The sequence below is a fragment of the Rhodocytophaga rosea genome (genome assembly GCF_010119975.1).
GTDB lineage: Bacteria > Bacteroidota > Bacteroidia > Cytophagales > 172606-1 > Rhodocytophaga > Rhodocytophaga rosea.
This window is the reverse complement of record NZ_CP048222.1, coordinates 6,139,603-6,159,390: the sequence shown is the minus strand read 5'-3', so window position 1 is coordinate 6,159,390 and position 19,788 is coordinate 6,139,603. Positions and strand designations below refer to the sequence as shown.

Below are 19,788 nucleotides of genomic sequence, written 5' to 3'. Positions count from 1 at the left end.
AAATTTAATAATTATCTGAATAGCCGGCTTTGTAAAAGTTACAAAAAAGAAATCAAACTGCAGGCAAGCATATAATCATTTCTGTAAACTCATCTTCCTTGCTCTCTACTTTCAACTCTCCTCCATGACCTTTGGTAATGATGTCATAACTGAGTGATAAACCCAGTCCGGTGCCTTCCCCTGTCGGCTTGGTCGTAAAAAAGGGCTGAAATATTTTGTCTTTCACTGCTTCCGGAATGCCTGTACCATTGTCTTTCACCCGGATTTCTACCTTATTCCTGACAGCTTTTGTTGTAACTGTCACTTGAGGTTGATATTGTCCGTTGAGTTGCTGTTTTTTCTGTTGGGTGGCATAAAAAGCATTGTTGAACAGATTCAATAAAACTCTGCCTATCTCCTGTGGTACTACCTTGATTCTGTCTATGCTTACATCCAAGTCAGTAATTAAATCCGCATTGAAGTCTTTTTCTTTTGCTTTAAGTCCATGGTAAGCAAGTCTTAAATATTCATCTATTAAAACATTCATATCTAATAATTGCTTTTCTCCGCTGCTCATGCTGGAATGCTGCAACATACTTTTAACGATGGCATCCGCCCGTTTACCGTGGTGTACAATTTTTGACAGATTAGTTTTAATGCTGGAAGTAAGGACAAGTGTTTCGTCGTTTTGGGTAGTCATTAGTTCCTGTTGTAATTCTTCCAGGAGTTCATTGCTCACTTCTGCAAAGTTATTGACAAAGTTGAGTGGATTTTGGATTTCATGGGCAATACCGGCTGTGAGTTCTCCTAAAGAAGCCATTTTTTCTTTCTGGATCAGTTGAGCCTGGGTAGTTCTTAATTCAGTCATAGCGGTTTCAATTTCTTCTTTCTGGCGCTGCAGTAAGGTATTTGCTTTTAGTTTGGTACGGAAAGCATAGAAGGCAATGAGTGCCACGAGGATGGTTAATCCCAGTCCGACTGATAATACCAGTTGCCTGTTTCTGGTTTCTACATTTTTACGTTCCTGTTCGGCAGCAGCGAGTTGTTGTTTCTTCTCAAATTCATAGTTCATATTGATTTCAGTAGCCTTGCGTATGTTCTCCTGGCTTCTGACCGAATCGGCTATTTCGGCATACTTCTGATACGCTGTAAGCGCTTTTTGATAATCGCCTACCTTGCTGTAAGACTCTGATAAATTAAAATATGTTTCGCCAATGGATTCATCATATATATCCGATTCCTGCATCACCTCAAATGCTTTGCTATAGGCTTCAATGGATCTGTCAAATTTATTCTGTAACTTGAGTACAAGCCCCATGGCAGCATATGCCTGGTAGCTATTCATCGGTTGTTTGGCTAGATCAGCTGTAAGGATAGCCTGCCTGGCGAGTTTTTCGGCTTCCCCTAACTTATTGAGTTTGGCCAGGGAAATGACAGCTTTAGACAAGCTGGCGGCTTCGATGCCGTTATCACCCATTTCCCGGCCTAATACGGCTGCTTTCATGGCATATTCATAAGAGAGCTGGTAATTTTTTTTGCTTTCATACAGGGAAGCCAGGTTAGAATAGGCATAGAGTTCTACATTGCGCACACCTGCTGCTTTTGAAAGTGTAATTGATTTCATCAACGACTCTTCGGCCCGTACCTTATCTCCCATTTCATCATAGATCAGGCCCATATTCATCAAAGTATTGGCTTGTGAACGAATATTTTTTTGTTTTTCATAATAGACCAGGGATTTTTGCATATACAACATGGCCGGAGTAAAATTCGATTGCATGTAATAGGAAATGGCAATGTTCTTATAGGCATTATTTAATAATCTATCATCATGTAAACCCTCAGCAACCTGAATAGCACGCTCATAATAATAAATGGAACTATCATACTTGCTTTGCATGCCGTACATCATGCCATAGTTGCCATACAAAGTTCCCAGGCCTGTAGAATCCTGTAAGGAGAGGAATATCTCTTCAGCTATTTTCAAATTCAGGGAAGCCGCCTTATACTCCCCTTTAAAATTATAACCGGTAGCTAAACCAAGCCTGGCATTGGCTTCGCCTTTTTTATAATTTATTTTTTCTGCCGCCTGAATGGTCCTTTTACTCACATTGATGGCTGAGTCCAGATTAACTTCAACCAGGAAATCTGCTTTCTTTAATAGAAGTTTGATCCTCGCTGTATCAGTAGTGACTTTCAGAATCAGCCGGTCCAGGCTATCAATGGCAGGGGTTTGCCCAAATGTTGACCCATATACACAAATTACAAGAGAAAATAAGAAAGCCAGGTATTTCATGGGGATAAAGGTGTAGCATTGTGAATTCAATTTGAAATAGCGCTGGCTGTGCTTATTTTGCTGGCAATAGTATTGTAAATTCTGAGTATTCTCCTTCCTGCGAATCAACTTTTAATGTTCCGCTATGTCCTTTGGTAATAATATCATAGCTAAGTGACAAACCCAGTCCGGTGCCTTCTCCTGTCGGCTTGGTAGTAAAAAAGGGCTGAAATATTTTGTCTTTCACTGCTTCCGGAATACCTGTGCCATTGTCCTTCACCCAGATTTCTACCTTGTCTGCCAGTTTCTTTGTAGTAACTATTACCTGTGGCTGATACTGCCCATTGAGCTGATGCTTTTTCTGATTGACGGCATAAAAGGCATTGCTGAACAGATTCAGAAGCACTCTGCCGATTTCCTGGGGCACCACATTCACTGAGCCTACGGCCGGGTCTGCTTCGAGTTTAAATTCAGCATTGAAGTCTTTTTCTTTGGCCCTCAAGCCATGATACGCCAGCCGGAGGTATTCATCAGCCAACTCATTGAGATCAGTAGGTTGTTTTCCTCCGGACGAAACTCTGGAATGCTGCAGCATACTTTTTACGATGGCATCTGCCCGTTTACCATGGTGATAGATCTTCTCCAGGTTTTTCATGATATCATTTGAGAGTGCCCTGACTTCTGTAATATTACCAGAATCCAGTTCCTCCTTCAGTTCTTCTATTAACTCCACTGATACATCAGAAAAATTATTGACAAAATTCAGGGGATTTTGAATTTCATGAGCAATGCCAGCCGTAAGTTCTCCTAAAGAGGCCATTTTCTCCCGCTGCACCAGTTGTTCCTGGGTAGTTCTTAACTCGGTCATTGCTGCTTCTACTTCTTCCTTCTGGCGCTTCAACAGCGTTGCTGCTTTTTGTTTGGTATAATAGGCATAAAAGGCAATTACAGCAATGATCAGCATTAACAGCAATCCTACGCCCAGCATGATCTGACGGTTCCGGGATTCTATATTTGTTTTTTCCTGTTCAGCGGTAGCAAGTTGTTGTTTTTTGTCAAATTCATAATTCATATTAAGTTCGGTCGCCTTGCGGATGTTCTCCCGGCTCCGGACCGAATCGGCTATTTCTGCAAATTTTTTATAGGCTGCGAGTGCTTTCGGATAATCGCCTGCGCCGCTATATGACTCAGATAAATTTTTATACGATTGACCTACGTACTCATCATATACCTTGGCCTCCTTAATCGCATCAAATGCTTTTTCATATTGTGTGATGGCGTCCCTATATTTTTCCTGTGTTTTCAGAATGAATCCAAGGGCATTATAAGCCTGATAGATAATATAGGGCTGATGGGAAACATCGGCTGTCAGAATGGATTGTTTCGCTGTTTTCTCTGCTTCTGTTAACTGATTCAGATGAGCTAGAGAAATGGCCGATTTGGCAAGGCTGGCGGCCTCAATACCCGTATCGCCCATTTCTTTCCCTAGCCGGGCGGCCTTCATGGCAAATTCATGGGAACGCTGGTGGTTTTCCTGTTTTTCATACAGTGAGGCCAGGTTGGAGTAAGCATAAAGTTCTACATTCCGGGTACCTGCCGCTTTTGAAAGACTAACGGCTTTCATCAATGATTCCTCTGCCCGTTTAATATCTCCTAAATTATTATAAATCAAACCTATATTCATGGCAATATATGTCTGCGAACCTATATCTTTTTTCTTTTCGTAATAATCCTGGGCTTTTTGCAGATAGGATAGAGCTGGAGAAAAATTAGATTGCATCTGATAGGGGATAGCTATATTCTGGTAAGCACGGTTCAGCATAAACTCGTTTTTAATATTGCTGGCAACCTGAATGGCACGTTCATAATAATAAATAGAACTGTCGTACTTACTTTGCATGCCATACATCATTCCATAGCTGGAATACAAGTTACCAAAGCCAGTAGAGTCTTGTAGGGAGCGGTATATTTTTTCTGCCATTTCCAGGCTCTGGGCAGCAGCAGCATACTCTCCTTTGTAACAGTAACTGGTAACTAACCGTATCAGCGTATTGGCTACACCCTGAGAGTAATTTATCTTTTGTGCATCAGTAATGTTTCTTTTCCCCTCTAGAATCGCTGAATCCAGGTTGATCTCATTCAGGTAATTCAGCTTCTTTATACGCAGGTTAATTCTGGCTGTATCCGTAGTAGCTTTCACAATCAGCCGGTCCAGGCTGTCAATAGCAGGATTTTGTCCATACATAGAAAATGGCAGGCAAATAAGAAACAAAAAGCGAAAAAGGTGTTTCATGTCAGAACAGGTGGTAGCTTGTAAATTATAATCAAAAATCATTATACCGGCAACAGAATCACAAATTCACTGTGCTCTCCTTCCATACTTTCCATTTTCAACTCACCTCCATGGCCTTTGGTAATAATATCATAGCTCAAAGATAAGCCGAGTCCGGTGCCTTCTCCAGTGGATTTGGTGGTAAAGAAAAGCTGGAATATTTTGCTTTTAATACTTTCGGGAATGACTGTGCCATTGTCTTTCACCCGGATTCATACTTTTTCACTAAGGGCTTTTGTCGAAACAATTACTTGTGGCTGATATTGCCCGTTGAGCTGTGTTTTCTTCTGTTGGGTGGCATAAAAGGCATTATCAGAAACAAATAAAGCAGGATGTAATCAGGCTGTTTTTTAACATGAATCTATTTAATAGCGCTGTTTACAAAGCTTATTCCAGCACCTCATAGATCACTACTGCGTTGGCTTTATTTTTTAGTTTCACCTCTCCTACCAGCTCACATCGGAACGATTCTTTAACTTTGTGGTACGATGATTCAGATATTACTACTTGTCCTGGTTGAGCCACTGTTTGCAGGCGTTGGGCCAGGTTTACGGTATCGCCAATCACCGTATAATCCAACCTTTTGAGAGAAGCAGAACCAATATTGCCTGATACCATTTCACCAGCATTAATTCCGATAGAAACCTTGGGTATATATTCCGGAGAATCCAGTATCCGTTCTGAAATCGTATTAATGCGGTTACGAACGGCTAGAGATGCTTCAATGGCCCGGTCTAAATGATATTGTCCCCGAAAAACGGCCATTACGGCATCGCCAATAAATTTATCTACATACCCTCCTTGTGCGATGATCTCCTTCACCATCAGGTCAAAATATTTGTTGATGAGTGAGACCACTGTATTGGCTGGCGCATTTTCGGTAATGGCTGTAAATCCGCAGATATCTAAAAAAGCAACACTGGCTTCGATGGTTTCGTTGGCAAACAGGGAGGTTTCCATTTGCTGCTGGGTCATAAATTTAAGTACTGATTCGTCTACATACATGCGCAGGATATTGTTCTCCTTAATGGCACGTATGGTTTCCCGGAGCTGGTTTACATAACCGATGGTTTTTTGCATGGTCACTTCTAAGTCAGCGAAATTGACTGGTTTGCATACAAAATCGAAAGCACCCCGGTTCATAGCGGTCCGGATGTTTTCCATATCTCCATAGGCCGAAACAATTACCGTCTTCACTAGTGGACTCGATTCGTGAATTTTTACCAGTAAGGTGAGGCCATCCATACCAGGCATGTTGATATCTGAGAGCACCACATCAATATCCGGGTGCCTTCTGATTTGCTCTAAGGCTTCGTGTCCATTGCCTGCAAATACAAATTCATAGAGGTTTTCCCGGATTTGCTTGCGGAACTTCTGTTTGATTAATGATTCCAAATCTGCCTCATCATCAACCACAAGTATTTTTGCTGCCATTAGTCTGCCTTAGGTATGTTTGTTTTGCTGAATGTATAAAAAAAAATGATACTTTCAATCCGCCTGCTATGCTTATTTATTGCAAATAATTAGTATCAGTATTCCCGGTTTTCAAACTTTTGCATTTTATCTTAAAAAAGGTTTAATTGTAGAATTATGCCCCGATTATGCATTATCAGAAAGCCAGAGAGTATGTGCTGAAGCGCTTGGAAAATGAGTTGCCCAAAAACCTGTATTATCATGGAATTCACCATACCCTGGATGTGTGTCAGGCAGTTGAGGAACTGGCTTCAGGCGAGCATGTGAAAGAAAAAGACCTGGTGCTGCTTCGTACGGCTGCTGTTTATCATGATATTGGTTTTATAGTACAGTATCACAACAATGAAGAAGTTGCCTGTCAGATCGCTTCGGAAACTTTGCCTGGCTTCAATTATCTAACTAATGACATTAAAATTATCTGCCACATCATTTTAGCAACCAGAGTCCCACAAAATCCTCAGACACATCTGGAGCAGATTATGTGTGATGCTGACCTGGATTATTTAGGCCGGAGTGATTTTTTTGACATTACCCAAACCCTTAAACAGGAGTGGATGGAATTTGGGATTATTTCTTCGGATGAAGAATGGAACCAGAAACAGGTATATTTTTTTCAGCAACACCATTATTTTACCAAAACTGCCCAAGAGAAACGGGAAGCCCGGAAGCATAAGCACCTGTTGGAGCTTCAGAAACTGCTTTGATTTCCTGTGATAAACCATCTGCCTGCACATGAAGTACTCAGAAAAAATTAAGGATCTGTTAAATCTACAGAAAGGAGAAGGACCTACTGTGCTTAGGCTCATGTTATACTCCTTCTTCCAGACAGTAGCCCTTGCCTTATTTTTTACTACTGCCAGCGCCGTATTTCTTACCCAATACCCGATCACCACCTTACCCTATGTATATATCACTGGTGGATTGCTTTTCCTTTTTATCAATGAAGTGTATTCCAGGCTGGCGAATGTATATCCTGCCCAGCGATTAATTCTGGCAGAGATAATTGTCTTTTTTCTATGTGTCCTCTTATTCAGGTTTGGACTTGCCTATGCACAGGTGGGATGGCTGGTTTTCTGTTTAATCGTCTGGCACCGCATCATGTCGGCATATATTGGTACAGGATTTATCCGCTTAAATCTGATTCTGTTTAATGTACGGCAAAGCAAACGACTCCTGGGACTGGTGAGTTCTATGGAAGTACCAGGCAATGTATTGGGCTATTTACTGGCTTCAGTAATGATTCCTGTTATTGGAACCATCAATCTATTATGGCTTTCGGCTGTTGCCTTGCTGCTGGCTATGGTATTTCTCATTTCCATTATCGCCAACAAAAAAGCCTTTGACCTTGAAGAACCAGAAACACAAAAAACACTAAGTATCAAACCTAAGGGGATTGTTCAGCGGTTTTTCAAAACTAATTTTATTTATGCCCTTTCCGTTACCTGTTCCTTTGCCGTCCTCACTTTTATTTTTATTGAATTTGCCTTTTTGAGCCAGGTAAACGAGCAATTCAGCAGCCAGGCCGAAATAGCCTATTTTATTAGTATTATTATGGGTACCGGGCAGTTAATTGCCTTTTTTATTAAAATCTCTTTATATGGCTATATACAAAGGCGATACGGCATTCAAGTGGCCCTCTTTGCACTTCCTTTCGCCTTGGGTATCATTACTATTTTTAGCCTCATCAGCAGCAGTTTTTCCGGTAATACATTTTTGTTAGCTTGGTTTTGGGTAGTAATTATGCTGGTAAATGATACCATCAAAGCAGCTTTATACAGCAATACTTTTATTTCCTTGTTGCAGCCTTTGCAGACAAAACTCAAAATGTTTGGGCTGGATACCCTGGGTGTGATAGAAGCCATAGCCGTTAGTGTAGCAGGTGTAGCATTAGTAGGTTTCGGTTGGCTGAGTTCCTTAACACTAGTACACTTTAGTGTGCTACTTCTAATGGTTCTGGTGGGCTGGGTGGCCTCTATTTCTTACCTCAATAAATCGTATATCCATACCCTGGAGGTAGCGCTCAAGAAACGCATTCTGGAAGGAAGTTCACTGAAACTGGAAAGTCCGGATGTGCTGGCTATGATACAAGCTAAACTTAATAGCCCTTTTCCGGGTGAGGTCTTGTATGCCCTGGATATTCTGTGTAAAAGTAAAAGCGGTAAAGCCCCGGAATTACTCCTGCAATTGATGGCACATCCTTCTGCGGAGGTACGTATGGAAGTGTTGAAAAAAATTGAAAGCTTAAAACTGGTGTCTCTGCAAGGCCATGTAAAAGAACGTATTGAGTCAGAGCCGGACCTTATTATTAAAAAACATGCGATCCGGTTATATTGCTTTTTAGGTGAGGAAACAGTGGTAGAAGAAATAAGTCCCTATCTCGACAGTAAAGAAAAACTGATTCAGACTGGCGCTTTGGTGGGCTTGATTTGCTTCGGAGGGATTAGCGGCGTTATTCTAGCCGGGCAGCATCTAAATGAGTATGTATTCTCTGAAGACCCTGAAAAACGGGCTTTTGCGGCAGGTGTGATTGGCGAAGTAGGTATCCAGCATTTTTATCATCCCTTACTTAAACTTATGGAAGATGAAGATGTTGTGGTACGCAAAGCAGCACTGAAAGCAGCAGGCAAAATTAAGCATCCGAGGTTGTATGGTTCTATGTTACGGGCCGTTTCCTCTCCACAGGTTTTTGAGGTGGCTATGAATGCCCTGATCAGTACTGGTGAGGAAGTAACCGGGCTCTTCGAAACTGAGTTTAATAAACCCGATTATAACCCGGTATGGCTGCGGCGGCTGATTTATGTATGCGGTAAAGTGGGTGGAAACAAATCTATTGCCCTTTTAAAAGACAAGCTTTATTTTAAAAATATTGAAGTAAGGAACCAGATTCTGCATTCGCTTACCCTATGCCGGTATCAGCCTAGTCCCTCAGAAAAAGACAAAGTACTTACCAGTATTCAGGCGGAACTAACCGATGCCGGCTGGTTTCTCAACTGTATAGAAGTGATTACCCTTTCTGCTACTCCTGCTGAATTGCCTCATTACTCTCTGCTTATTAGTGCCCTTCATATAGAACTCCTTCATCTGAAAAAGCGCCTGGTTTTACTGCTCTCCTATATCTATAATTCCAATGATGTATTACAAGTGTGGGAAAGTATGCACCTATCGAATAAGGAAAAAAAAGCCAATGCCTTTGAAGTGCTCGATGTGTTAATCGCCAAAGACCTGAGTTCGATTATTCTGCCCTTGCTGGAAGATTTCCCTATTAGCCAGCAGGTGAAAATTTTCAATACCCGTTTCCCACAAAAGAGATTGAGTTTACATGTATACTTACAAAAACTGATCAGCCGCCAGGAAGTGCCAGTGGTGAATATCTGGACACAGGCGATTTCCTTATATGTGGTAAGGCAACTGAGTATTCATGAAATGAGCAATGAGGCAATTCTGGCCGTATCACACCCGAATAAACTGGTGGCAGAAACTGCTTTATGGGTATTAAAAGATTTTTATCCAGATACCTATACTAATTATTTGTCCAGTCTGGCTTTTGAAGATATTCATTTATTGCAGGAAACTACCCACGAGAAAAACAAACAAGTTATGAATTCCCAACTATTAGACATTGAAAAAGTAATGGCCTTGAAAACTACTACTATTTTTAGAGAAACCTCAGAAGATATTCTGGTAGATGTGGCCTCTATTTTAAAAGAAGTACCAGTGCAGGCTGGAGAAAGCATTGTTAAAAAAGATGACATGGGTACGTGTATGTTCATCATTTACTCAGGTTCGGTACGGGTGCATGACGGAGAACATACCCTGGCAGAACTTAAAACCAGGGATTTTTTTGGTGAACTCTCATTGCTGGATACTGAACCCAGGTCTGCTTCGGTAACAGCGCTTGTAGATACCTTTCTGTTACGCTTAGATCAGCATGCCTTCTACGAAATTATGGCAGACCGTATTGAGGTAACCCGTGAGATTATGAAAATACTTTGCCGGAGATTGCGCCATCAGAATAAAATAGTGGCAGAAATGAAAGAGAGAATAACAAACCCGGTATTGAAAGCAAACTAGATAAATCGTCGGACGTGATAATTGAAAATTGACTGGGTATCTCCATGCAGGTTACACAGTCGGAAAAGTTAAGAAGTATAACAGTAAGTCTGTTGAAAGTGATGCTATTCATATCACTTTCAGGGCGTTTTAGCTTATGTTTTTGAAAAGATATTCAAAAGCAATGCAGGCAAGCAACGGCTGCTCAAACAGATCAATATTTGAAACATTTGGGGCTTTTCAAGAACGATAATTTTATTAATAATTTCCCTGAATTCTAGTATTTACAATAGTGTGAACAGAAAACAAACAAAGAAGGAGTAGAAAATAGTTTTGTAGTTGCGACACAAAACACTCTACTCCTATGAAAGCCACAAGTGCCTTCCAAACAATACTAGCAAAAATGAACAAGGTAAGCAAACCCCTAGAGAGCTTTTTGAATGAACTGCTGATAGTGTTCCTTTCTCTGAAAGGCCGTTATTGCTTTCGCAATCTAAGCAGATGGGCTTCTTTTTGTGAGCATACAATCAGCCGTAACTTCGCTAAAGCATTTGATTTCTACCTTTTCCAGCAACAGTTCATTGATTCCTTTCTTCAAGGCAGGAAGCTGATCGCAGTGGTGGCTAGTGATCTTGCTACATTTGGGTGGACATTAAGTTAAGAGAAAATACTTAACTTAATGAAAATGGGACAAAGAAGAAAATTCGACAAGGAGTTCAAACTAATGACTGTTGAACTTAGTAAGAGCAGAAAAAATTTAGTAGATCTGGCTAAAGAATTGGATATCAAAATTGGATTGATTTATCGCTGGCGCCGTGAGTTTTTAGACAAGAGGGAGGGAAGTTTTCCTGGCCATGGAAAACCAAAACAAACCCCTGAAGAAGCAGAAATAGCCCGTCTAAAGAAGGCATTAAAGGATGCAGAAATGGAAAGGGATATGGAGCCGATGCTCACAACGTAGGCAGGTCCAAAAAAGGCGGTCAGCATCTTTTCCAGGAACGATGGGAGATATTCCAATTCATAAAGGATAATCACACTGTATACCCCATTGAGAAGATGTGCAAAGCCTTTCAAGTAAGTAAAAGTGGATATTATGGATGGATAAACAGTGAGCCATCTAAACGAGCTACAGAGAACCGGGAAATTCTTCAACAGATCAGAGTGATCCATAAGGAGAGTGGCCAGACCTATGGTAGCCCAAGAATCAGTAAAGCCTTGAAAGCGAATAACATTTCAGTTTCCAGACCCAGGGTTGCCCGCTTAATGAAGCAGGCTGAGCTTAGGGCAAAAAGAATTAAAAGGTATAAGGTCACTACGGATTCAAAGCATAGCTATCCGGTGAGTGAAAATCTACTGGATCGAAATTTTACAGCTAATGCAACAGGTCAGGCCTGGGTATCAGACATGGACCTGCAGACGATGTCAGCATCGGGTCCACTTATATCAGAACCATTACAGGTTGGCTATATCTTACGGTGGTACTGGATTTGGCAGACAGAAAGATTATTGGCTCTCGCCTTGAGTAAAACCATGAAGGCCAAAGAGACGACAATAGCAGCATTAAAAATGGCTATAAAAAACAGGCCCGTGATCCAACCTCTAATATTTCATTCAGACAGGGGTATACAGTATGCCTGTGATGAATTTAGGCAAGAATTAGGTACATATCCTCTTATTAAGCCAAGCATGAGTCGAAAAGGGAATTGTTGGGATAATGCTGTCGCAGAAAGCTTCTTTAAGACCCTGAAAGTGGAATGTGTATATGATTATAAGTTTGCCCATCAGCAGCAAGCGGCTACCACTGTTTTTGAATATATAGAAATCTGGTACAACAGGAAAAGACTGCATTCCTCTCTGGGATATAGAACACCAGCCCAGATGGAGCAACTTTTAAATCAATATGTGTTAGTTGCTTAATTTATTGTCCACAATTTTGTTGCAAGTCCATTGCAGTTTTGTGACTAAGGCCGGTAAAGCTACCTTCGGATTAGATAAATTTTTTTCTTCCACAGTAAAGAAAGCAGTCAAGGGTTTAGAACTCTCCCTGATTGCTTTAGCAGACCCAGAGAGCAGAGAAGCTTTCAGCTTGCATGTCAGGCAGACAAAAGCAGGTTTAGGGCAAGAACAAAACCGCATAGATTATTACCTCGAGCAGCTAGAAGCAGTCAAAGACTATGTACAAAAAAAAGTAGAATATTTTGTGGCAGACGGTTTTTATGCCAAAAAGAAAGTAGTGGATAAAATGACAGGCTTAGGTTTCGGTTTTATCAGCAAACTGCGTAGTGATGCAGACATGAAATACTTATATACAGGCGAGCATGAAAAGCGCAAAGGTGCTAAGAAGAAGTATGAGGGTAAGATCATCTGGAAAGACTGCTTTGAGAAATTTACTTTAGTCACAAGGCTTGACAATGGCATCAGGCTCTACAGTAAGAATGTCTATAGCATGTGCTTGAAAAGACAAGTACGGGTAGTAGTTCTGCAAACTTACAACAGTAAAGGAAAGATGGGCTATGCCCTGCTGTTTTCTACCAACATCAAGCAAGCCCCTGAAGAAATTTATCACTACTACAGCCTACGTTTTGCTATCGAGTTTTTGTTCAGGAATGCCAAATCTCACCTGGGCTTACAGCATTGCCAGGCAAGAGAAGAGGATAAACTTGCTTTCCATTTCAACTTTGTTTTTGTGGTGCTCAACTTAGCTAAGTGGGAGATCCTACAAAATGGCAAAAGCAGTATTTCTATAGCTGATCTCAAGAGTGAGTACTTTAACAGGAGTTATCTAGAAACTATATTTACAAAGTTAGATTTACAGCCTGAGTTGTTGAAAAATCACCCTAACTATCCTTTGCTGGAAAATTGGGGCAAAATTGCAGCTTAACACTATTCACACTATTAGTATTTATGACATTACCAGAAATTTATAGTCTACTTTCAAAAATTAAAGATGGATTATACCTCAGTTCTACTGCAACAACCTTAAGTAATACACCCGAAAATTCAACCTATAAAATTGAAAATATCAGGCAAGTTAGATACTTGCTTAATCTATTAAATGAAACGGGCCTTTTTCAGGATAATATAGAAGAATTAAAAAAAACATCGCTTTACAGGACTCCCTACGATGAGGAAGTTATAGGTGGAAAAGAATTTAATAATATTAAGTTAAATTTTGATATCATCAAGTTAGGGGTGCAGGGGGTTCTATTATTACTAAATAAAATTTTAAATAAATCTGAGCATGATACAATAAGAATCAAATTGCCTGATACAGAGGATTTGAAAGAGATTTCAAAATACTTGAATGAATTTGAAAAAATATTGTCCTTGACAATTTTACATGAAGATATTGGAGGGCAGATTAAAGTAGTAAATATATATCAAGGCTCTGTTTGGATAGAAATATATGTGGGATCAGCACTTGCTGTTCCACTCATTGGGGGAATTGTCTGGGCAGCCGCAGTTATTAACAAAAAAATTAATGAAGGGAAAATTATTAAACAATACTCTGAAGGACTAAAGATTAAAAATGAAAGTATGAGGGATCTAATGGAAGCTCAAAAACAATTCATTGAAATGACATTGGACTTTGAGGCTAATCATTTATACCTTGAAAACTACAGAGCAAAAGATCCTGAGCAATTGGGAAGATTAAAACATTCTATACAATTAATGCAAGAGTTGATACAGAAAGGAGCAGAAGTACATCCTGCCTTAAGTGCTCCAGAAAGTATTCAAAATTTATTTCCTAAACAGCAAGAATTGCCATTAATAGAATCAAAAATTAAAAGATTAGAACAATAATTATATGAACGATAAAGAAAAAGACTTGCCAGTTTATGTCAGATTGATATTTTTACTGAGTTTGTATAATCAAATTATTTAGCCTTAGCTGGCTAAGGCTTTCTTAACCCGCTGTACTGTATCTACCGAAACATTTCGAAAGGCAGCCGTTTTACGGATAGATAAGCCGGACTTCAGATCTTTCAAAATCCCTGGATATTCTTTAAGCAATTCCTGAACAGGTTTAGCTGTACCTTTTGGCCTACCAAAATGTTTGCCTTGTGCTTTGGCCTGCTGCTGGCCACGCATAGAGTTTGCCCTCGCTCTTCATTTTCTGATTCTGCCAGCTCTAAAAATAAGTAATAGTTTTTTAGCCACTAGGCAGAAAGTCAGGGACTAGATAAAGAAGAGCATATAAATCAATATAGCCAATATGATCGTCTGCATAATTGTAGCTAATATAATCGCTTTTTTCATATCGTTTTTGAAAATATTGATAGAAAGAGAGAGGTCTTCTTTAGTAGCAAGTTCAGATATATAGTTGTTTTTAGGAGTATGCATAAAGATTATTTTTCTCCAATGTAAAAAAAGTCAAAACTTTTAGCAATATATTATGACGGTTTTCCGACTTGTGAAATGAGATTGAATATAACAAAATTGGAGTAAGTCTTTTTCAATATAATCAACAGGTTATGCCACAGCCAGAGGCGTTAACGTACTCAGTACTAGTTCTTTCTCTTTACCTTTTAATTTAACGGCTCCCAGAGACTGGGCAGCATATTGATTAGATAAACCCAGTTCAGCTACCAGATCCAGAGAAGCGATCAGATCAGTATTGAAGGTATGGCACATGCCTAAGATTCTGGAAGTGGTATTGAGCACATTGCCAGAGTAGGTAACATCCCGTTTGAGTAAGCCTACTTCTCCGGCTACTACTTTTCCGCAATGAATCCCTGCTTTGAAGGTAGGAATGAGTCCATACTGGCGCATGTATTTATTCTGGTTGGCTTCAATACAATGTTTAATATCATAGAAACAACGGATACACTGGCTGTTTTCAGCACCCTCTTCCTGTTTCCAGGCAATCACTACTTCATCGCCCACATACTGGTAGATTTCACCTTTATTATTGAGGATGGGATGGGTAATATCGGCAAAGAAATCTTTGAGCAATTCATGGTATTTTTCGTCGCCTAACTGTTCCGCAATAGCAGTAGATGAGTTTAAGTCCAGAAACATAAAAATGCGCTTTTCCTCTTTGGGGGTATTGTATTTTCCACATAGAATACTTCCCAGCGTTCTGTATCCGAATTTACTGTTGATCTGAAGTAATAACTGTGTTACTGCCACCACCAGCGACCATACCATTACATTTTTGATTCTGGCACTATCTGTTAAAAAATCTTTCAATGCCTCCAGCGCTTCAGGCTCCCAGATAAGCTGGCCAGTGCGCAAGGTTGTTGAAATCAGGCCCAGCAAAGCCATAATCAGGGATATAATGAACATGAAAGATAAACTCACCGAAACAATAGTGTACACATACGATCTGTTCTGGTACTTTACATTCACATAAAACACCATATAACTTCCTCCCAGTAAGGCACCCATCAAAGCAGAACCCATATTATACGCCAAGGCCAGGGAAAACGAATAGGTAGCGGATGTCCCCAAAGAATTGGCCGTATGCAATACCAGATGATCATATACTGACATCAGAATGGCAATAATCATCCATCCAAAGGTAATAATGCCGAGCTGACTTAGCTTTAATTGTGTGATCCGGTTCATGAGGGTATAGGTTTGAGGTAGGTTTGTTTGAGCTGGGAGTATTCAGAAAGGGTGAGAAAAGTAGCGATAGAGTGAACATCTATCGCTACACAATGACCTTCAGTTTTATAAGCTTAATTCTGAGGATAGTCGTAATTAATCATCCACTGCACGCCATATTTGTCAGTGAGCATGCCAAAATAGGCATTCCAGAAGGTTTTCTGCAATGGCATTTCTGCTTTTCCGCCATTCAACAGGCCATTAAATAACTTTTCTGCTTCCTGCTCACTGTCGGCACCGATGGCAATTGACATGTTCGTTCCGTTCACCAGCTGTTGCCCCATCGATTCCAGGGCATCGGTGGCCATCAGTATATTTCCTTGTCCGATGGGTAAGGCCACATGCATAATTTTCTCCTGTTCAGCCGGAGACAGCTTATCAGCTTCCGGGGTATCTTTAAATCGCTGCAAGAAGATAAATTCTCCGCCAAAAACGGATTTGTAAAAATTGAAAGCTTCCTCTGTGTTTCCGGGGAAGTTCAGATAAGGATTAATGGTTGCCATAGTTTTTGTTGTTTTGAGGGTTTGGAAAAGGGTTTAGATAGAGAAAAATATTAAATTATTATATACAAATTTTTAAGAATACATATTAGAGAACTTGCATAAACAACATTTCAAAATTATTCTTTTTAATCTTTTAAGCAAGTATTTTATACATTATTTTTTGTATTAAATATTTACTTATTCAAACAAATGTACGATATACAATTAAAAAAGTTAGGGTGTAGATACGTCATTTTAAAGGGTAATTGCGACAAATATTTATGACAGCAATGCGGATTAAAAGCAGGTTGTGAATGCATGCTTGCAGGTAAAGTAAATGACTACCGAATTCTCTGGCAGCGCTTTGATTTATATTGTCTTTTCATCTGTCTGTCCTTCAAAACCGGACGATCTACTGTCCGTTTCCGGACATCTGCTCTAGGCTTATATAATAGAAAATGGCTTTATTATACAGGAAACGCACATTTTTACTCCTGGCAAAGCATTTGATCAGCAAAAATAGATTTAATACAAAACCATGAAGAGAACCTATTTAGGGGAATTCGAAGAAATTGTACTGTTAACTGTAGTAGTATTAGAAACCAGCGCCTATGGTGTAGCCATTACCCATGAAATTATTGAGCAAACCGGGCGTTCGGTCAGGCTCAACCAGGTACATGCGGCACTGCAACGGCTGGAAGAAAAAGGAATGGTACACTCCAGAATGGGCGAAGCCACCGCAGAACGGGGCGGACGGCGAAAACGCTTATTTACTATCACAGCCTATGGCGAGCAAACTTTACTGGAGATCCAATCGGTACGCACCCAATTACTGAGCCTACTGCCTCGTCCACTTAAACCAAGTTTAAGCATATGAGCAAGCATTCTAAACCTGAACAACCGCAACCGCCCTATCTGGCAGATAAGCTACTCAAATGGTTCTGTGCCCCTCATTTGCTGGAAGAACTCCAAGGTGATTTGCATGAGGAATATTATTATCAACTCGAGCGGATGGGTAAAAAACGTGCCAATTGGCATTATTTCAGGGAAGTAATCGGCTTTATCCGCCCATTCGCTATCAAACGAAAAACCACACCCCCAACTTTACCCTCTACCCTACCCTTACAACTGGATATGTTCAAAAATTATCTCACCATCGCTTTACGAACCCTGTGGCGAAACAAAGGCTATGCTGCCATTAACTCTGTAGGGCTTTCTGTAGCTTTCTGTATCAGCATATTTCTGTTCCTGACAGCCTATCTGCAACTCACTTTTGATTCTTTCCACGAGGAGAAAGACCGCATCTATCAGGCCTATTTTTTCTCCAATGATCCGGAAAGGGCAAGCCGGAGTGGCGGAATGCCCATGCCGCTGGCACCCACACTAAAAGCAGAATTTGAGGAGGTAGAAGCTGCGGCCAGAGTGATGACCTTACGGAAGAGTTCAGTAGCCTACCAGGATAAGCGTATGGATAAAGAAGTCTACATGACTGATCCGGACTTTCTCAATATGTTCTCTTTTCCCTTGCTTAAAGGCAATAAGGAAACGGCTTTTTCTGACCTAAGCAGTATACTCATCAGTGAGAGTTTAGCACAAACGCTTTTTGGCAACGATGAGCCCCTGGGAAAAGTCGTACAGATAGGAAATGAAGGGAAACAAAAAGGCTATATCGTAAGCGGTGTACTGGCAGATGCGCCCTATAATTCATCCATCCGCTACGATGCTTTCATCCGGATAGATAATCATCCTAATTTCACCCATGATCAGGCTAACTGGGGTTCCAATTCACACAAGGTATTTATTAAAATAGCGCCTCAGGCAAAACAAGCTACCCTTGAAAATAAACTGAAGCTTTTTTCTCAGAAGTATTTTTCATCTAATATAGAAGTCCTGCAAAAAAAAGGGGCTAAACCAGATAAGCTGGGCGACATTTTTGCCTTGCGTTTACAGCCACTTACCAAAGTCCATTTTGATACTGAAATCTCTAATGGCCCACCCATTGCCATTGTCTATGCATTGATGGGCATCGCCTTTTTTATCCTGCTTATTGCCTGCATCAATTTTATCAACCTGAGTGTAGCCCGTTCATTTACCCGTGCCAGAGAAGTAGGTGTCCGCAAAACCCTGGGCGCCCTCAAAAGCCAGCTTTTTGTACAAATCTGGTCAGAATCAACTTTGCTCTGTTTTATTGGATTCCTGGTAGGCGTATTGCTTGCCTATCAGTTGCTGCCAGAATTTAATACGATGTTTAATGCACAAATTAAACTGGCCCATATCTGGGAACCTGGTTTTATTGGTCTGATTGTGGGGGTATTTTTTATGGTTACGCTGCTTGCAGGCGGATATCCGGCCTTACTGATGGCTAAGTTTAATCCGGTAGAAGTGTTAAAGGGCAAGATCTCTCTGAAACGTCCCGGGTTTTTACGTAATTCACTCATCGTTATGCAATTTGTGATGTCGAGCCTGCTGGCAAGCTGTACCCTTATTGCCTTGCAGCAACTGGATTATTTACGTACCAGGCCACTGGGTTTTGTAAAAGAACAAGTGATCAGTATTCCGGTAGGAAACCAGGAGAACGGCCGCCAGGTGTTAAAACGCATGCGGGCTAAATTAGCTACAGATCCCACCGTGCTTGCTGTTACCGGAAGCGGCATAAATCTGGGCAGGGGAAAAGACCGGGTAACGTCCAGAGCAGTTATCGCCTTTACCCACAAAGGTCAGCAAATTCAAACAGACTGGCTTCTGGTAGATTACGATTATTTAAAAACCCTGCAAATTCCATTACAGGAAGGCCGTGAGTTTGATCCGGCTTACCCTTCCGATTCCCTGGATAGAATTATTATCTCTGCAAGTATGGCCAAAGCCATGGGAGGACAAGAACTGGTAGGCTCCTATTTGCGGAATGAAGCCGATTCGGCAGGCACCAAATACCAGATTATCGGAGTAGTACCTGATTTTCACTTATATAACCTATCCAATGGTGTGATTCCCATCACCATGCATCTTTCTAATACAGAATCGATTCATTATATTTTTGTCAGGGTTGCTTCCCAGAACCTAAAACAATCTCTGGACAAGCTTCAACATGCATGGAAAGAAGTGGCTCCCCAATCTGAATTTATCGGCACTTTTCTGGATGAAAATGTAAATGAATGGTACCGGGAAGAAGAAATGCTTTCGCAGATATTTAGTCTGGCATCCGGAGTAGCGATTCTGTTATCCTGCGTTGGCTTGTTTGCTATGGCTCTGCTGGTCACTGAACAGCGCACGAAAGAGATCGGGATACGCAAAGTGCTAGGAGCTGGTGTTCCTTCGCTCATTTTATTGCTTTCTAAAGATTTTATTAAGCTGGTGCTGATTGCTTTATGTATGGCTTTGCCACTCGCCTGGTTTATGATGAAACAATGGCTCAATGAATACCCGTACCGCATTGAAATCAGTCTATGGATTTTTGTAGCTGTTGCCCTTGCCGCTCTCCTGATTACCTTTCTAACTATTGGTTTTCAAAGCATGAAGGCAGCCTTCATGAATCCGGTAAAATCCTTACGATCAGAATAAATCTATTGCATTCTTTCATTAACCTATAT

Annotated in this window: 14 protein-coding genes and 1 pseudogene; 8 read left to right on the top strand and 7 right to left on the bottom strand. The window is 40.7% G+C overall.

Features of this window, described 5'->3' with window-relative positions; all coding sequences use genetic code 11:
* Window positions 1-52: 52 nt before the first annotated feature.
* The 4 genes from GXP67_RS25520 to GXP67_RS25505 all read right to left on the bottom strand — a co-directional run bounded on the left by GXP67_RS25520 (window position 53) and on the right by GXP67_RS25505 (window position 6,020).
* Window positions 53-2,275, bottom strand: a complete 2,223-nt coding sequence (locus tag GXP67_RS25520; protein WP_162445740.1) for a tetratricopeptide repeat protein — start codon at window positions 2,273-2,275, stop codon at window positions 53-55.
* Window positions 2,276-2,327: 52 nt separating this feature from the next.
* Window positions 2,328-4,547 carry a tetratricopeptide repeat-containing sensor histidine kinase gene (locus GXP67_RS25515; protein WP_162445739.1) on the bottom strand — a complete coding sequence of 740 codons (2,220 nt, stop codon included), beginning with the start codon at window positions 4,545-4,547 and terminating at the stop codon, window positions 2,328-2,330.
* A 41-nt stretch (window positions 4,548-4,588) separates the two neighbouring features.
* On the bottom strand, window positions 4,589-4,792 hold the full coding sequence (locus GXP67_RS25510) for an ATP-binding protein (protein ID WP_232064588.1): 204 nt from the start codon (window positions 4,790-4,792) through the stop codon (window positions 4,589-4,591).
* Between the two features lie 181 nt (window positions 4,793-4,973).
* Window positions 4,974-6,020: an adenylate/guanylate cyclase domain-containing protein gene (locus GXP67_RS25505; protein ID WP_162445738.1), complete on the bottom strand. Its 1,047-nt coding sequence runs from the start codon at window positions 6,018-6,020 to the stop codon at window positions 4,974-4,976.
* A gap of 167 nt (window positions 6,021-6,187) precedes the next feature.
* Between GXP67_RS25505 and GXP67_RS25500 the strand changes: the two genes are divergently transcribed.
* The 6 genes and pseudogenes from GXP67_RS25500 (at window position 6,188) to GXP67_RS25475 (ending at window position 13,913) form a co-directional block, all read left to right on the top strand.
* Entirely contained in the window at window positions 6,188-6,763 is a 576-nt protein-coding gene (locus GXP67_RS25500) for an HD domain-containing protein (RefSeq protein ID WP_162445737.1), read from the top strand.
* 28 nt (window positions 6,764-6,791) lie between these two features.
* On the top strand, window positions 6,792-10,130 hold the full coding sequence (locus GXP67_RS25495) for a cyclic nucleotide-binding domain-containing protein (RefSeq protein WP_162445736.1): 3,339 nt from the start codon (window positions 6,792-6,794) through the stop codon (window positions 10,128-10,130).
* Between the two features lie 343 nt (window positions 10,131-10,473).
* The gene (locus tag GXP67_RS25490) at window positions 10,474-10,770 is read left to right on the top strand and encodes a hypothetical protein (protein ID WP_162445735.1); all 297 of its coding nucleotides are present in this window, start codon (window positions 10,474-10,476) and stop codon (window positions 10,768-10,770) included.
* 18 nt (window positions 10,771-10,788) lie between these two features.
* Window positions 10,789-12,026: pseudogene (locus GXP67_RS25485) on the top strand (IS3 family transposase).
* 40 nt (window positions 12,027-12,066) lie between these two features.
* Window positions 12,067-12,990 (top strand): transposase, encoded by a 924-nt coding sequence (locus GXP67_RS25480; RefSeq protein WP_162445734.1) that lies wholly within the window; start codon window positions 12,067-12,069, stop codon window positions 12,988-12,990.
* Between the two features lie 23 nt (window positions 12,991-13,013).
* Window positions 13,014-13,913 (top strand): hypothetical protein, encoded by a 900-nt coding sequence (locus GXP67_RS25475; RefSeq protein WP_162445733.1) that lies wholly within the window; start codon window positions 13,014-13,016, stop codon window positions 13,911-13,913.
* 84 nt (window positions 13,914-13,997) lie between these two features.
* Here the strand turns inward: GXP67_RS25475 and GXP67_RS25470 are convergent, their stop codons facing one another.
* The 3 genes from GXP67_RS25470 to GXP67_RS25460 all read right to left on the bottom strand — a co-directional run bounded on the left by GXP67_RS25470 (window position 13,998) and on the right by GXP67_RS25460 (window position 16,222).
* Window positions 13,998-14,201: a hypothetical protein gene (locus GXP67_RS25470; protein ID WP_162445732.1), complete on the bottom strand. Its 204-nt coding sequence runs from the start codon at window positions 14,199-14,201 to the stop codon at window positions 13,998-14,000.
* A gap of 381 nt (window positions 14,202-14,582) precedes the next feature.
* Complete coding sequence (locus GXP67_RS25465) at window positions 14,583-15,680, bottom strand: adenylate/guanylate cyclase domain-containing protein (protein WP_162445731.1); 1,098 nt, start codon at window positions 15,678-15,680, stop codon at window positions 14,583-14,585.
* A 113-nt stretch (window positions 15,681-15,793) separates the two neighbouring features.
* The gene (locus tag GXP67_RS25460) at window positions 15,794-16,222 is read right to left on the bottom strand and encodes a VOC family protein (RefSeq protein ID WP_162445730.1); all 429 of its coding nucleotides are present in this window, start codon (window positions 16,220-16,222) and stop codon (window positions 15,794-15,796) included.
* A 517-nt stretch (window positions 16,223-16,739) separates the two neighbouring features.
* Here GXP67_RS25460 and GXP67_RS25455 point away from each other — a divergent pair.
* Both GXP67_RS25455 and GXP67_RS25450 read left to right on the top strand, forming a co-directional pair.
* Window positions 16,740-17,078, top strand: coding sequence for a PadR family transcriptional regulator (locus tag GXP67_RS25455; protein WP_162445729.1), 339 nt, complete (start codon window positions 16,740-16,742; stop codon window positions 17,076-17,078).
* Entirely contained in the window at window positions 17,075-19,759 is a 2,685-nt protein-coding gene (locus GXP67_RS25450) for an ABC transporter permease (RefSeq protein ID WP_232064586.1), read from the top strand. The genes GXP67_RS25455 and GXP67_RS25450 overlap by 4 nt, the downstream gene beginning before the upstream one ends.
* Window positions 19,760-19,788 lie beyond the last annotated feature (29 nt).

Bases quoted from the DNA above. Each gene is read 5' to 3' on its own strand.
- GXP67_RS25520 (WP_162445740.1), bottom strand. From the start codon at position 2,275: ATGAAATACCTGGCTTTCTTATTTTCTCTTGTAATTTGTGTATATGGG.
- GXP67_RS25515 (WP_162445739.1), bottom strand. From the start codon at position 4,547: ATGAAACACCTTTTTCGCTTTTTGTTTCTTATTTGCCTGCCATTTTCT.
- GXP67_RS25505 (WP_162445738.1), bottom strand. From the start codon at position 6,020: ATGGCAGCAAAAATACTTGTGGTTGATGATGAGGCAGATTTGGAATCA.
- GXP67_RS25500 (WP_162445737.1), top strand. From the start codon at position 6,188: ATGCATTATCAGAAAGCCAGAGAGTATGTGCTGAAGCGCTTGGAAAAT.
- GXP67_RS25495 (WP_162445736.1), top strand. From the start codon at position 6,792: ATGAAGTACTCAGAAAAAATTAAGGATCTGTTAAATCTACAGAAAGGA.
- GXP67_RS25490 (WP_162445735.1), top strand. From the start codon at position 10,474: ATGAAAGCCACAAGTGCCTTCCAAACAATACTAGCAAAAATGAACAAG.
- GXP67_RS25475 (WP_162445733.1), top strand. From the start codon at position 13,014: ATGACATTACCAGAAATTTATAGTCTACTTTCAAAAATTAAAGATGGA.
- GXP67_RS25470 (WP_162445732.1), bottom strand. From the start codon at position 14,201: ATGCGTGGCCAGCAGCAGGCCAAAGCACAAGGCAAACATTTTGGTAGG.
- GXP67_RS25465 (WP_162445731.1), bottom strand. From the start codon at position 15,680: ATGAACCGGATCACACAATTAAAGCTAAGTCAGCTCGGCATTATTACC.
- GXP67_RS25460 (WP_162445730.1), bottom strand. From the start codon at position 16,222: ATGGCAACCATTAATCCTTATCTGAACTTCCCCGGAAACACAGAGGAA.
- GXP67_RS25455 (WP_162445729.1), top strand. From the start codon at position 16,740: ATGAAGAGAACCTATTTAGGGGAATTCGAAGAAATTGTACTGTTAACT.
- GXP67_RS25450 (WP_232064586.1), top strand. From the start codon at position 17,075: ATGAGCAAGCATTCTAAACCTGAACAACCGCAACCGCCCTATCTGGCA.